Below are 15382 nucleotides of genomic sequence, written 5' to 3'. Positions count from 1 at the left end.
GGGATATCAGTTGCTTGTAAAATGAACCTCTGTATAGAATGAAACAATAGCGACATTGAAGTCGTACAAATAACGATTAAAGAGCAGGACGCTAAGTCGAGCAGAGTCTCTAAATGAATTCCTGACAATAAAAATAAGGCAGGAATGGAGGAAAGGAATATGAATTCCATTATCCAAATGGATCCCACCGTACAGGAAAGTACGCATTACAGTTTTTTCGATCTGTATGACAAGCAAAGCTTTAAACAGCCTGCCAGAACGACATGGATTGATGGCTGGAAGGTCGAATATATGGCCATTGCACAACCTGAAACCATTCATCGCACCCCGATTGTTATTATTGGTGGGGCATTTCAAAACTTTAATTCCTACAAATATTGTGTCGAACAATTATTTGCGGCAGGCCCTATTATTTTAATTGATTTACCCTCCATGGGCTCAAACCAGCAAATTACCAATGTCGATACAGCCGTGTCAGCAGGGACTTTAGAGTTGGGTGATCTGGCGCAGATGTTGGGCGTTTGGTTGGATATCGTCGGGCTAGAAAAAGTATCCGTGATGGGGATGTCACTAGGTTCAGTGGTGGCAGCAGGTCTGGCCGATCAACGTCCTGAATTGATTGATCGCATGATTTTAATGGGCGTGATGCAAAAAACGCGCAAGAGCTGGCGCATGTTGCTTGAGGAATCCTTGCACTTAATGAAAGAACAGCGCATGGATGAATTTGGTCAAGCGGTGATTTTGTATTTGGTCAATCATGCCAAACTGGATGTGACGCGGATGTCACCGACAGCGAAGCGTTTGTTCTTTAGACAAATGGCTGAATTCACCAATACCGAACAAGAGCGTTATGACATTAACTGTAATCGTTTGCTGCGTTTGCAAGACGTGCCGATTCCACAGTGTGATGTATTGGTGTCATGCGGGCAGTACGACAGTTTTACTTTGCCACATGAAAATGCGGGCTTTGCATTGCAATGTCCGAATATGCAATTTGCTATGATTGCCAATGCGGATCATTTACCGCAGTTGCAACGCCGTAAGGAAACCATGAATTTGTTTGCAACTTATCTACGCGGTGAGTCTATTCAGCAGTTGGACGGGATCATTCCAATGAGCCGTGAGCAAATGCAAAATATTGAACGCCGTGGCGAAGCGCGTGTAAGTGTACAACAGCCATTCACGCATTTATCTCATCGCCATTCAGACCTTGTGGTTGATACTCAAATTATGGATTTAAATTATTTCGGCGTGTTGTTGAATGTGCAGGCTGAAATGTTGGACTCCATGCACGCATATCCACGAGATTTGGCTTTACATCTAGAAGACGAAGAAGGTGAGTTTAAAATTGAATGTCTCATCTTTGACGTTGTGGATACACAGGTTCGCGCTTTGTTTAAGCATGGTAGTTTTGAGTTGGCAGAGCGCTTATTACGCTTTGTACAACGCCAAAAAGAAGATGTATTGTTATTAAAAGCCGTCAGTTAAAACATGAACAACTAAAAAAAACAGCGCTTTAGCGCTGTTTTTTTGTTTTGGCATGGACCATCCAAACCAAATCGCCACAGTGCTGCTCTGCATCGTGGAAAGGAATCACTTGTTCATGTTGCTGTTGTGGAAAGTATAAGGCCGGCTGAACGACTTTTACTTCTTCAAATCCTGTATGGGTGAAAAACTGCTGTAATTCAGCAGGGGATTGAAAATGAAAAGTAAAAGCGCTGCGAGACATGACTTTGAGTAATTTACTACTGGCCCAAATAAAACGTGCTAAACGGTTTTTAACGGGTTCTGGATAGATGTCGGTCAGATAATGTAATTCCTGAAACGAGGCGCCATATTCGGTGATCCCTTGCAATAACTTATTCAGTAGGGTTTGATCAAAATAATTAATCAGACCTTCGCTAATCACCACCAAAGGACGTTCAGGGTCAAAGCTCTGAAAAATACGTTCAAAATCTTGAGTGAAAATGTCCCCAGTTAAGACCTCGGGGGCATGCGGGTCAATCTGTTTGAGTGCCTGTGTTTTGATTTTTGCCATATCTGGCAAGTCGAGTTCACGATAGTCAATTTCAGGATGCTTGGTGCGAAAATTCCAACCGCGCGGGGAGAGGCCACAGGCAATTTCAAGGACTTGTAGCTGTGGATATTGGGTAATGAGTTGATCTAAATGTTGATCGATCATGGCATGGCGCTGTTTAAGCGTCGAACGCATGCTACCGCCCACATTTTTTTCTGCCCAGCTTTCTAAAGGATGGACTAAACGTGCTAAAAATTTGCCTTTACGTGTGGCAAAAACGGGATGCGAAATCCCCATGCTGTACCAAATATAGCCAGTGTAATGTGCAGTAAAAGAAATATGTCGATGTTCCGATAAACTTTGTGTCATGTCGTCCTGACCTAATGTTGTTTTTATTGGCAATTTTTGTATAGCGCCGAAGCACTTATTTTGTCTTCATCATAAATCAAAAAGGAGCACCTTGTCGTGCTCCATTTTCTAGAATTTTGAAAGTCTTGGATTAGCAATATTGATTTTTAAAATCCACAATACGGTTACGCACGTTTTGCCAGTCCGCCCCGAGTTCAATGCTTTGTCCAATCTCAATCTGTGGGATTTTACCGCGCATACGTTCTAGGCGTTCTTGATTTGGGAGAGCCAAGTTTTGAATGCCATCCAGCGCAATGCATGCAGATTCACGGTTATTACACACGAGGCCCATATCACAACCTGCATTTAATGCTGCTTGGATACGAGCATCTGCGCCGCCAGCGACACAAGCGGCTTGCATGCTTAAATCATCGGAGAATAAAATGCCATCAAATTGGAGCTCTTGACGTAAGACTTTCTGAATCCAATACGGTGAAAATCCAGCAGGATTAGGATCAATATTTTCATAAATCACATGCGCAGGCATTAAGGCATCAAGCTGTGGTTGCAGTTGAATAAAGCTTTGCATGTCTTTTTGATAGATTTCTTCATAACTACGATGGTCAATAGCAGCAGCGACGTGTGAGTCTGCTTTCACTGAACCGTGGCCTGGGAAATGCTTACCTGTAGATGCCATTCCTGCACGTTTCATACCTTTTAAGAAAGCACTTGCCAGTGGAATGATATCTTGCATATTTTTGGCAAAACCACGGTCACCAATCACATCACTAACATCATTTAAATCCAGCACAGGTGCAAAACTGAAATCGATGCCGACCGCAAGGACTTCTGCTGCCATCAACCAACCACATTGTTCAGCCAGTTCAACTGCTTTTTCAGGTTTAGTTAAGTAAAGTTCACCAAACTTACCCATAGCTGGTAGGAGTGTGAAGCCTTGCTTTAAGCGTTGTACACGACCACCTTCCTGATCGACCGCAATTAAAATATCAGGACGAATTTGACGCATATGGTCGGTCAGGGCACGAACTTGTTCAGGAGATTCAATGTTACGACCAAATAAAATCATGCCGCCAACTTGTGGTGCTTGTAATAGTTCAATATCTTCTTGGGTAAGTTCTGTGCCAGCAATGTCGAGCATTAATGCGCCAATCATATTCGGTGTCCGTGTTGGAATTTTTAAGGAAAAACAATACCTGAATTCTGCAATGATTTGCTACACTTTGTCAGCAGAGAATATGATAAAACTACACGACATAAACATATTAAGTTGTTTAAGATTTTGAATCTATTCAATTCAGGTCGAAAACCAACACGGTAATATTGGTCTTAATACCAAGGAAGTACAAATTATTTATGAAACTTCAAACATTAGCTTGTGCCGTTGCGATTGCGACAGGTGGATTCTTTTTCACTCATGTGGTGAATGACGCAATTGCTGCCAATAATACAGAAGCAGTGAGCGCGGGTACCATTCAGCCCACACAAGAGCAAGCCTTGGTCTCACGTCAGCTTGCAACATTGGTAGACCGTCAACACTATTTAAATCAGCGTTTAGATGTTAATACATCTAACCGTATTTTAGATTTTTATATTGATAGTTTAGACGCTGAACATACGTTGTTCTTGGCATCGGATATTGAAAATTATAAAAAACGTTATGGCTCAACTTTTGGCGCAAATCTCAAAGCGGGCAATTTAACAGGGCCGTATGCCATTCATGCGCAATATCGTGAGCGCTTAAAACAGTTCTACACCTATATGTTGGAAGAGCTGAAAAAGCCACAGAATTTAAATCAACCGAATAACTACATCGAAACCGATCGTGAAAAAGCGCCATTCTTTAAATCGACAGAAGAACAGCGTGCGCATTGGAATAAAATGTTGGTCTCTCAGCTGATCAACTTAACCATCAGCAAAGAAGAAGAGAAAGCCAAACAAAAAGCGTTGAAAGATGACCCAACACTGGCAAATGGTCAAGACTTAACAGGTCCTGAAGACTTAACACCTGTACAGACTTTAACCAAGCGTTATACACGTCAGTTAGAGCGGATTAGTCGTTTAAAAAGCGATGATGTGCTTGATAAAACTCTGAATGCCATGATGCTGACGTATGATCCGCACAGTAACTATTTTCCGCCTGTAGATGCGATGGAATTGAACCGTCAAACCACGTTGCAATTGGAAGGGATTGGGGTGTCGATTCGTCCTGAACGTGGTAACGAAGACTACACCAAAATTGAAACGATCGTGGAAGGTGGTCCAGCCAGTAAGTCAGGGCAAGTCAAGTCGGGCGATCGCATCGTTGGTGTTGCTCAAGATGGCGACAAAATGGTGGACGTGATCGGCTGGCCGAGCAATGAAATTGTCGGACTGATTCGTGGTAAACGTGGCACCAAAGTGACTTTACGTTTATTGGGTGCTGGTGCGTCCATGAATCAAGCGCGAAATGTCACGATTGTACGTGATGTAATTCAAGAAGAAGATGCAGGCGTGCGTTCACGTACCGTTGAAATTGAACGTGATGGCAAAAAACATAAGTTTGGTGTGATTGAAATTCCATCGTTTTATTTAAATTATCGTGCACGTCGTGCGGGTACAGACTACCGTTCTGTGTCGGAAGATACCAATAAAGCCTTAAAAACATTAGATGCGCAAAATGTTGAAGGCATCATCATTGACTTGCGTAACAACCCAGGCGGCTCACTTGAAGAAGTGGCACGTATGCTTGGACAAGTGATTAAATCAGGTCCAGTGGTGCAAATCCGTGATGGTAATGGCAATGTCAGCGTGTTTGAAGATGATGATGGTGGCGCGCAAACTTATGCAGGCCCATTGGCGGTATTGATTAATTTGGCTTCGGCTTCTGCGAGTGAAATTTATTCTGCTGCGATTCAAGACTATGAGCGTGGTGTGGTGATTGGTAGTACCACAACGGGTAAAGGAACAGCGCAGGTACAACTTGACTCTTTAGCCTATGGTCAAGCAACCTTAACGCAACGTAAATTCTACCGCGTGACTGGCGGTAGTACCCAGAATAAAGGGGTCGTACCGGATATTAAGCTGGTCGATATTTACAATGAAGAGTTTGGTGAGCGTAAATCGAAAAATGCTTTACAGTGGGATACTATTCCAACCGCACCGTTTAAACGTGAAGGCTCGATCCAAGCCTATGTTCCCGATTTGATTAAGTCATCTCAGCAACGTGTCAGCATTGATCCGCAATTTAAATATTTAGAACAACGTACTGCGATTGCGAAAAAGACAGAAGAGCAAAAGCGTGTGGTGCTTGACTTAGCGAAGCGTAAAGCCGAGCTGTTGGCACTAGAGCAAAAGTCTTTGGATGCTGAAAATCAGCGTCGTAAAGTGGTGGGTCAAAAACCTTATGCCAACTGGGAAAGCTACCAAGCGTCTATGGATGCATTGGTGGAGGCACGTGCAAAAATGAAGGCAAACCAACGTCCAGCACTGCCTGAAGAAGAAGTCTTTGTGACGGAAGCAGCAAACGTGCTAATGGACTATGCCAAATTACAAGGCAAAACGCATACAACAACAGCCAAAAAGTAAGTAATTCATCCATAAATAACATTGAGATGATTGCTTGAGTTTTTGACAGAAAAGATGAATTTATCCATTGAGAAATAGCGAGCTACGGCTCGCTATTTTTTTGTGAGTAGGGCGGTGTTCGATTTAAATCTAGAAAGCAATCTATAAATGATTCTAACTTATTCATTTTATTATGATTAGAAACTGTTCTAAAATAATAAACACCTGATGCAATTTTTATCAAAAGTTTAAGTTTTAGTGAACTTCATCAAGCTTTATTTTTTTAAATTAATCAGTTGCTTAAAATCTTGAAAGAAAGACTTGACCATTATCGTAGACTAATAGATTCTAAGGGAAAATAAGTAAGTAATTGAAAACGTAACAAGTTAAAGGGAAGAGATAGATTGGGTAATTCGGTTAAAGAAAGTGCCACGATAACCTAAGCGGAACGCTTGATATGACTCATATTCATTATGATTACAGTCTGGTCGCTGGTTCAATCGTAGTTGCATTATTAAGTTGTTACTTTGCTGTTTCACTCGAACAAATGTTGTTTCGTGGAACACGACCAAGATATGAAAATGTCATTTTATTCTTCAGCGGTGCAATTTTAGGTGCTGCGATCTGGTGCATGCATTTTGTAGGCATGATGGCCAGCCATTTGCCTTCAAGCCATAGTTTCGATACCAGTCTGACCCTGATATCCTATTTTATTGCTTTCGTTGCTTCCACTTTTGCTGTGTGGTTAACCACACGACAGACATTACCTTTTCCGCGTTTAATTTTAGGTTCAGTGTTAATGGGCCTTGGCATTTCCGGCATGCATTATACCGGTATGCTGAGTTTAGCCGTTCAGGGCTATGAACAACGGTATGAACCTTTAATTGTTATCTGTTCAATTTTAGTTGCGATCTGTGGTTCGGGTTTGGCCTTTTGGATGACGTTTAAAAATAAATATTCGCCAAAACGGAATATTTTGAATGTCTTTGTCGCATTAATGCTGACTTTTAGCATTGTGGCTATGCATTATATTGGTATGGCGGCTGTTGATTTTGTACCGCTAAACTCGATGGATGTATTGGTTGCGGCTCAAATTAACCATAATTTATTGCTATTTATTGTCTTATTTGTCACCAGTTTATTGTTGATGGCGGCCTTTAGCGTTGCAGTACTTGAGCAACGTTTAGAACATCGCAGTTTGCAGTTGATGCGCGCAAATCGAGAACTAGCCAATCAAGCGGTACAGGACAATTTGACCCGTTTACCTAATCGACTATTTTTGGCTGAATATGCACATTTTCTATTTACAGAGCATCGCTTAAGACAAGATAAAATTGCTTTTATTTATATTGATATCGACCGTTTTAAAGCGGTCAATGATGTGTTTGGACACCATGTAGGTGATCAACTACTGATTCAAATTGCCACACGCATTCACCGTTTAATTAATGATCAAGCCAAATTGCTACGAATCGGTGGCGATGAGTTTCTGATTGTACTTGAGTCGGCAAGCAATGATTCTGCCACAGCAATGTCTGAAAAAATATTGGAATTGATGCAAGAAAGTTTCCTGATTGCAGGCAAGGAAATCAATATTTCAGGCAGTATTGGTATTGCGATGTACCCTGAACATGGTGCGAACTTGCAAGATCTGCTGATTAATGCAGACACTGCAATGCTGAGTTCGAAGTATCAGGGGCGTAATACCTATTCATTTTTTAATTATACTGCCGACCAATTTGAAGAAAAAAGTCAGACGAAACTGATCAATGATTTATATAAAGCGGTAGAAGAACAACAGTTTATCTTATTTTATCAGCCAAAATTTAATGCTGCTGATCGTGAAATTTGTGGAGTAGAGGCCTTAATTCGTTGGAATCATCCAACTCTAGGTATGTTGACGCCAAATAAGTTTATCAATGGTGCAGAAAAAACTGGACTGATTATTGCCATGGGCTATTGGGCGCTTGAAGAAGCCTGTAAGCAAATTCAGCACTGGGAAAAGCTGAATATGCCGTTGTATCCTATTGCGGTCAATTTATCAGCGATTCAGTTTGAACATAAACACTTATTTAGTACTTTAGAGTCACTTTTTGCACGGTATGAAATTAACCCGTCACATTTAATTATTGAAATTACCGAGTCAACTGCGATGCATCATATCGATGCCAGTATTGTAACTTTTGAACATTTGAGAAAGATGGGGATTAAAGTTGCGATTGATGACTTTGGAACGGGACATTCAAGTTTCTTGTATTTAAAAGAACTGCCTGTAGATGAGTTGAAAATTGACCGTGAGTTTATCCGCAATTTGAGCATCGGTTCTAAAGAAGAAATTATTTTAGAAAGTATTATTCACTTGGCAATTCGACTGGGTTTAACGGTCACTGCAGAAGGTGTAGAGACAGAACAACAAGCAGAAATTTTAAAACGTTTAGGTTGCCAACAGTTGCAGGGATATTTGTTAGGAATGCCGATGCCAGTGGTACAGCTTGAAGAAAGCATGAAAGCGAAAGTTGAATAAGGTCATTTGTGGTCTTATCGTATTGCCAATGAGTATAGAAGAAAAGACAGTGGAATACGTTATATCGTCGATAAAAACAGGTCGTCATCCAATGTAAAACATCAAGACACGCCACGCTAAGATTTTGACTCAACCCGATGTGGTTGATTATTTTTAATGGTCAATCTGATACAATATCGCCAATTTTCCATATTGATCAGATCTGATCTTTTGCACTGCGAGTTTTGCAGTAGGTGTCTTTCATGAGTTTTAAAGAAGAATTAGCGACACAGGTCGCTCAGCGACGTACTTTCGCTATTATTTCCCACCCCGATGCCGGTAAAACCACAATGACAGAAAAACTGTTGTTATGGGGACAGGCGATTCAGGTTGCAGGTATGGTAAAAAGCCGTAAATCTGATCGTGCGGCAACGTCTGACTGGATGGAAATGGAAAAAGAACGTGGGATTTCGATCACCACCTCTGTTATGCAGTTCCCGTTTAAAGACAAGATGATTAACTTGCTCGACACCCCAGGGCATGAAGACTTTTCTGAAGATACTTACCGTACATTAACCGCTGTTGACTCTGCGCTTATGGTGATTGATGGTGCAAAAGGTGTCGAAGACCGTACGATCAAATTGATGGAAGTGTGTCGTATGCGCGACACGCCGATTATTTCATTCGTCAACAAAATGGACCGTGAAATTCGTGAGCCATTAGAACTGCTAGATGAAATCGAAAACGTTTTAAAAATTAAATGTGTTCCGATTACTTGGCCACTGGGCACAGGTCGTGACTTTGCCGGTGTATTTAACCTACTCGAAGAAAAATTCTACGTTTATAAGGCAGGTTTCGGTTCAACAATTACGGATATTGAAGTCCGTGATGGCTATGACTATGCAGATTTGCGTGAAAAAGTCGGTGATCTCGCTTGGGCTGCATTTGAAGAATCATTGGAATTGGTTCAAATGGCCAATGAACCTTTAGACCGTGATGAATTTTTGGCAGGTCGTCAAACGCCAGTGTTGTTTGGTACGGCACTCGGTAACTTTGGTGTAGACCATGTTTTGGATGCATTTAGTCAATATGCGCCTGAACCTAAAGCACATCCAACTCAAGACCGTAAAGTTGAAGCGACTGAAGAAGGCTTCACTGGTTTCGTCTTTAAAATTCAAGCCAATATGGATCCAAAACACCGTGACCGTATTGCATTCATGCGTATCTGTTCAGGTAAGTATGAAAAAGGCTTAAAAATGAAACATGTGCGTCTAGGTAAAGATGTGCGTATTAGTGATGCTTTAACGTTCCTTGCTGGTGACCGTCAGCACCTTGAAGAAGCATGGCCGGGCGACATTATCGGTTTGCATAACCATGGTACGATTCAGATCGGCGATACCTTCACTTCGGGTGAAGATTTACACTTTACCGGTATTCCGCACTTCGCCCCTGAAATGTTCCGTCGCGTGCGTTTAAAAGATCCATTGAAGTCAAAACAGCTACAAAAAGGCTTAAAAGAACTTTCAGAAGAAGGGGCGACTCAGGTCTTTATGCCGCAAAACAGTAACGATTTAATCGTGGGTGCTGTGGGTGTACTTCAGTTTGAAGTTGTGGCTTATCGTCTGAAAGAAGAATACAAAGTTGATTGTATTTATGAGCCTGTAAGTATCAATACCGTACGTTGGGTATCGTGTGATGACGAGAAAAAATTCAACGAATTTAAGAAAAAAGCACACGACCAATTGTCTGTCGATGGCGGTGGTCATTTAACTTATCTTGCACCAAGTCGTGTGAATTTACAGTTAATGCAAGAACGTTATCCGGATATCGTGTTCAGCAATACACGTGAACACTAAGTTGTTCTTTTACAGAAATAAAACAGCTTCTTCGTGAAGCTGTTTTATTTTGTGGTAGAGTTTTTAAATCCATACATTACGCAATCATTTGGTCGTTTAGGACATCATGAAAATATTCAAGGATGCTACAGTTTTTGCACTTTTGGGGAGTGTTTTGCTGCTCAGTGCATGTGATTCAGGAAAAGAAAACAAAGCGACAAAGCCGGCCGATGATGGCGCTTCTGAAGCGGTCGTGATCAATCCAGATGTTTTGCCCTATTTAAATATCCAAGAGCAAGCAGCAAAAATTGCCAAACCGTTTTGTGAAAATAAAAGTTGTATTGATTTAGAGATACAAACCATTCAGACCGTAGATACGTGGTTGAATGGTTGGATTGAAAAAAATCAGGCCAGCGTCGTACAAGATCAGATTGCATTAAAGCAAAATATGAATCTCCAACAAGCCGTCGATGCGTATGTGAAAAAATCAGATGCTTGGCAGGCCGAGTTTAAAACCAATAAAGCCTATGAATTGGCGATGTACACACGAGTTCCATATCAACGGAATCAATATGTGCTGCTGCAAATCGGTGTCGATACCAAACAGGAAAATATCACGGTCAAAGAGCGCTATTATTTTTTTGTGGCAGACCGTCGTGCGAAAAAAAATCTCAAACCCTTAGATATTATTGATGCAAAGCAACAGCAAAATATGGATGCTATTGTGCAGCAAGCCTATAGCAAATGGTTAGATGAACAAGAGGTAGATGTCAAAAAATCGGCACCGAAAAAACTCTATTGGGGCCAAGCAGATTGGTTCTTTGATCAAGAAGGTGTCGGTTTGCATTACCGTACAGATGAAATTGTCAAAGATGGTAAACAACTGGATATTTATCTCAGCAAAGCACAAACACAACAAGTATTGAAAGCTGACGTTTATCAGCATATGTTCTAATCAACGAAAGTATTTAATTTGATAAGATATTTACCAAAATAAATATCAATTATTCGAAATGAAAGGTTGAAGCAATGGTGCAAAAAAATAAAATTTGGGCAAGCTCAATATTGGTAGTTTCTGTTGCATTCACGGCGTGTCAGCCACAACAAGCTGAACCTGAAAAAAAGCCGGATCAAGCCAAAACTGAACAGCCAGATTTGAGTGCAAAACTGATTGGTGATGCGGAAAAATTACAACTGAATTTACCTGAATGTGATGGCGGGGTCTGTCCTGAAATTTCAGTTGAACGCTTAAACAGTAATCAAGCCTTTATTGATGAATTTATTGATGCGGAAATTTTAAAACAGTTGGGAGAGATCCTGTCTGTTTCGCCTTTAGAAGATAAAACGCTGAGCAAAGACGCTCCCGCTGCAAGTGAAGTACCTGCAGCGTCTGAAGCAAAATCTGCTTTGGCAAAGGTTGAAACGCCCAAATTAAAATTGGAAAAAGCCACGCAGCCTTATATGCAAGCATTTTTAAATTTAGATAAAGAGTTGAAATCTTTAAGCGCCAATCAGCAAATCAGTTTGATGATTAAACCTAAAATATTGAATGCTGAAAAACCCTTGGCAACAGTGGTTTTAAATACCAGCTCATATTTAGGGGGGGCGCATGGTTCTTCTGCACAGCAATATTATAACTTCGATTTAAGCACTCAAAAATTGGTACAGCTCAATGACATATTGCTGCCCAATCAACGTACTAAACTTGAAAAGCTGGGCTATGAAGTCTTTAAAACTTGGGTGAAAGATGCCAAGTTGGCGGACAATGTTCAAGAATATGAACAGATTTGGAAATTTAAACTGTCTGATAACTTTTATCTAAGTCAGCAAGGTCTAATTTTGCAATATGCCGAATATGAAATTGGGCCATATGTGGCGGGTTTACCACGTTTGACCATTCCGTATGATCAATTGCAAAGTATCTTGAAAAAGCAATATCTACCAGTAGTTGAAGCTGCTGAAGCCTCAGCCGTAAAAGCAAATTAATTAGTTCAATGACTTACTCACTGTTTGATACGCATACGCATTTTGATGTTCCTGATTTTGACGTTGATCGGGAACAGTTGGCGCATGCTGCCAAACAGGTGGGTGTCGATGCTTTGGTATTGATTGGTTTTGTGCAGTCACGTTTTCACGATTTGCTGCAAACCCAAGAGTTTTTAGCTCGTTTATCCAATGCTCCCAAAAGCTATTTAGCCCCCGGCTTACATCCGTTTTATATTGAGCAACATCGTACAGAACATTTGTTCGATGTGGAACAGCTGCTAAAGCAGCATGATTGTATCGCTATCGGTGAAATAGGTTTAGATACCTTTTTGAAACAGCATAAACAGCCCGAACTTTTTCAAAAGCAGCAGCAGTATTTTTCCGCACAACTTGAATTAGCACAGCAGTTTGATAAACCCATTTTGCTGCATATTCGCAAATCCCATGCGGAGGTGCTTTCGATGTTGAAAAAGCATCAATTTAAGCTCGGTGGTATCGCACATGCATTTAGTGGTGGTGTTGAAGAAGCGAAGGCATTTACCAAGCTAGGTTTTAAAATTGGTGTAACGGGGCAAATCACCAATCCCAATGCAAAAAAATTACATCAAGTGGTTCAGACTTTAGGGGCGGCACATTTAGTCTTAGAAACCGACTGTCCCGATATGACCCCCTTATGTTGTCAGCATTCGACGGAAGGGCGTACTCGCAATACGCCGGTCAATTTGCCCTATGTCTTGCAGGGGCTAGCTCAGAGCTTAAACCGTACTGAATCTGAGATTGCACAGATCTTATGGACTAATTCATTACAAGCATTGCATCTGGACGCTTAAGCGGCAACAAATATTGACGCCGCTTGATTGAATCTGATTTTATTCGCATCGTGCATGCAATGATGGTTTTCTAAAAAAAGGCGCATTATGCAATTTCTAAAATGCTTTAGACTTGGCATTATGCTGTTAAATTATTTTGAGTGAGTTTCACATGGCACAAGGACTATTGGCTGGCAAACGCTTTTTAATCGCGGGTATTGCAAGTAAGTTATCAATCGCATTTGGTATTGCGCAAGCTTTACATCGCGAAGGTGCAGAACTGGCTTTTACTTATCCAAACGAAAAATTAAAAAAACGTGTAGATGATTTTGCTGAACAATTTGGTTCAACTTTAGTTTTCCCATGTGATGTAGCAGTGGACGCTGAAATTGATACCGCTTTTGCTGAACTTGCTAAACATTGGGATGGTCTAGATGGTGTTGTGCATTCAATTGGTTTTGCACCGGCACATACTTTAGATGGCGATTTCACTGATATTACCGACCGTGAAGGTTTTAAAATTGCTCACGACATCAGCGCATATAGTTTTATTGCGATGGCTCGTGCGGCAAAACCTTTATTGGCTGCACGTCAAGGTTGCTTATTGACGCTGACTTACCAAGGTTCTGAACGCGTAATGCCAAACTATAACGTTATGGGTATGGCAAAAGCGTCACTAGAAGCAGGCGTACGTTATTTGGCAACAAGTCTTGGCGCTGAAGGTATTCGTGTAAATGCGATTTCAGCAGGTCCGATTCGTACCTTAGCGGCTTCAGGGATTAAATCTTTCCGTAAAATGTTAGACCTAAATGAAAAAGTCGCACCACTTAAACGCAATGTCACCATTGAAGATGTCGGTAATGCAGCATTGTTCCTTTGCTCGCCTTGGGCAAATGGTATTACAGGTGAAATTTTGTATGTTGATGCTGGCTTTAATACTGTAGGTATGAGCGCTGATCTAATGGCAGATGCTGAGTAATTCTCTTTAAGTTCCCTCTCCCTTTGGGAGAGGGCTAGGGTGAGGGAATAAAAACCTCTCCCCTTGGAAACAGTGTTTCTCATCTCCTGGAAGGAGAGGGAATAAATAAAGCATAAAAAAGACCGCAAAAGCGGTCTTTTTTAGATTTGAAGATAAGCGGTTAAGCTTGGCCTTCAGCAGCAGTTTGCGCACGTTGCAAATTCGCTTCGAATTCAGCATCGAAGTTAATTGGTGTAAGCAATAATTGTGGGAAGCTGCCTTTAGTAACCATATCGTTCACAGCTTCACGTAGGAATGGGAACAAGATATTTGGGCAGTAAGCACCAAGAATGTAAGGAAGACGTTCTTCTTCAACGCTATCGATCAGGAAGATACCTGCTTGAGTAACGTCAACGATAAATGCAGTGTCACCCGCATTGTTCGCTTGAACGACAACTTTCAGTGAAACTTCGAAGTGTGTTGGATCAACTTTTTCTGCAGAAGAAGAAAGGTTGATATTTAGTTCAGGCTGCCATTCTTTAGTAAATACTTGAGCCCCAGGTACTTCGAAAGAAATATCTTTAGTATAAATACGCTCTAATGCCAATTGTGGTTGAGCTTGTTGTTCTTCACTCATTGTTTATTCCTTAATATGAGGTGACGATTTATGTTTAAAATTAAGATAGCATGCCGTCGAGTTTGCCTTCACGCTCTAAAGCATAAAGTTGGTCAAAACCGCCAATAAACTGATCATTAATAAAAATTTGAGGAACGGTACGGTGGTTGGTGCGTTGCATCAATTCAACACGTACTTCAGGCGCTTCATTTGATAAATTAATTTCTTTATAAGCCACGCCTTTACGCTCTAGGAGCTGTTTTGCACGAATGCAGTAAGGACATACAGTTGTTGAATAAATCGTAACTTCAGCCATGTTAATCTCCTAAGAAGCGCTTATTTGCTTTTAACTAGAGGTAAGCCTTGAGCTTTCCAGTTGCTAATGCCGCCGTCTAAACGGTATGCATCTGCATGACCGACTTGTTGCAATGCAGAACCTGCCACTTGACCAAGGTTACATACAAAAACCAACGGGCGATCAGAAGTTTTTAACTCTTCAATGTGTTTTGTAATTTGGCTATATGGAATATTACGGCTACCGCTAATATGACCTTCGCGGAAGTCTTTCGCATCACGTAAGTCAATCAATTGAGCATTTTTAGCTTTTACTAAAATCCCTAAAGATTGAGGTGAAATTTTGCGACCATTACGCTGGCCTTCAAGAATAAAGAACAGCACGACCAATACAGCCAGCGCTCCAAATAAGAAGGGGTGATTCCCCATAAATTCGAACCAACGTTCCACAA

13 protein-coding genes are annotated in these 15382 nt (G+C 41.1%); 8 read left to right on the top strand and 5 right to left on the bottom strand.

The window, feature by feature from the left end:
* The first annotated feature begins 159 nt into the window (after positions 1–159).
* On the top strand, positions 160–1488 hold the full coding sequence (locus FTU79_RS12745) for an alpha/beta fold hydrolase (RefSeq protein ID WP_180050475.1): 1329 nt from the start codon (positions 160–162) through the stop codon (positions 1486–1488).
* A 28-nt stretch (positions 1489–1516) separates the two neighbouring features.
* On the opposite strand, the gene FTU79_RS12740 is transcribed toward FTU79_RS12745, so the two are convergent.
* Both FTU79_RS12740 and nagZ read right to left on the bottom strand, forming a co-directional pair.
* Positions 1517–2386, bottom strand: coding sequence for a class I SAM-dependent methyltransferase (locus FTU79_RS12740; RefSeq protein ID WP_168378408.1), 870 nt, complete (start codon positions 2384–2386; stop codon positions 1517–1519).
* 130 nt (positions 2387–2516) lie between these two features.
* Complete coding sequence (nagZ, locus tag FTU79_RS12735) at positions 2517–3539, bottom strand: beta-N-acetylhexosaminidase (RefSeq protein WP_180050472.1); 1023 nt, start codon at positions 3537–3539, stop codon at positions 2517–2519.
* Between the two features lie 200 nt (positions 3540–3739).
* Between nagZ and FTU79_RS12730 the strand changes: the two genes are divergently transcribed.
* The 7 genes from FTU79_RS12730 (at position 3740) to FTU79_RS12700 (ending at position 14041) form a co-directional block, all read left to right on the top strand.
* The gene (locus FTU79_RS12730; RefSeq protein WP_180050469.1) at positions 3740–5950 is read left to right on the top strand and encodes a carboxy terminal-processing peptidase; all 2211 of its coding nucleotides are present in this window, start codon (positions 3740–3742) and stop codon (positions 5948–5950) included.
* Between the two features lie 436 nt (positions 5951–6386).
* On the top strand, positions 6387–8453 hold the full coding sequence (locus tag FTU79_RS12725; RefSeq protein WP_180050466.1) for an EAL domain-containing protein: 2067 nt from the start codon (positions 6387–6389) through the stop codon (positions 8451–8453).
* Positions 8454–8695: 242 nt separating this feature from the next.
* Entirely contained in the window at positions 8696–10288 is a 1593-nt protein-coding gene (locus FTU79_RS12720) for a peptide chain release factor 3 (RefSeq protein WP_078192693.1), read from the top strand.
* A 106-nt stretch (positions 10289–10394) separates the two neighbouring features.
* Entirely contained in the window at positions 10395–11222 is an 828-nt protein-coding gene (locus tag FTU79_RS12715) for a hypothetical protein (RefSeq protein ID WP_180050464.1), read from the top strand.
* 74 nt (positions 11223–11296) lie between these two features.
* Complete coding sequence (locus FTU79_RS12710) at positions 11297–12253, top strand: RsiV family protein (protein WP_180050461.1); 957 nt, start codon at positions 11297–11299, stop codon at positions 12251–12253.
* 8 nt (positions 12254–12261) lie between these two features.
* Positions 12262–13083 carry a TatD family hydrolase gene (locus tag FTU79_RS12705; protein ID WP_180050458.1) on the top strand — a complete coding sequence of 274 codons (822 nt, stop codon included), beginning with the start codon at positions 12262–12264 and terminating at the stop codon, positions 13081–13083.
* Between the two features lie 151 nt (positions 13084–13234).
* Positions 13235–14041 (top strand): enoyl-ACP reductase, encoded by an 807-nt coding sequence (locus FTU79_RS12700; RefSeq protein ID WP_078189642.1) that lies wholly within the window; start codon positions 13235–13237, stop codon positions 14039–14041.
* A 160-nt stretch (positions 14042–14201) separates the two neighbouring features.
* Here the strand turns inward: FTU79_RS12700 and secB are convergent, their stop codons facing one another.
* From secB to FTU79_RS12685, 3 genes are read right to left on the bottom strand one after another with little or no spacing between them, the layout of a single operon-like run.
* A complete protein-coding gene (gene secB / locus FTU79_RS12695; RefSeq protein ID WP_078189641.1) occupies positions 14202–14657 on the bottom strand; it encodes a protein-export chaperone SecB in 456 nt (151 codons plus the stop codon).
* A gap of 40 nt (positions 14658–14697) precedes the next feature.
* Positions 14698–14952, bottom strand: coding sequence for a glutaredoxin 3 (gene grxC / locus FTU79_RS12690; protein WP_078189640.1), 255 nt, complete (start codon positions 14950–14952; stop codon positions 14698–14700).
* A gap of 20 nt (positions 14953–14972) precedes the next feature.
* A complete protein-coding gene (locus FTU79_RS12685; RefSeq protein WP_180050455.1) occupies positions 14973–15380 on the bottom strand; it encodes a rhodanese-like domain-containing protein in 408 nt (135 codons plus the stop codon).
* Between the last annotated feature and the right edge of the window lie 2 nt (positions 15381–15382).

Source organism: Acinetobacter sp. YH12144, from assembly GCF_013418345.1.
Classification (GTDB): Bacteria; Pseudomonadota; Gammaproteobacteria; order Pseudomonadales; family Moraxellaceae; genus Acinetobacter; species Acinetobacter amyesii.
This window is presented reverse-complemented; position numbering and strand designations above follow the sequence as displayed.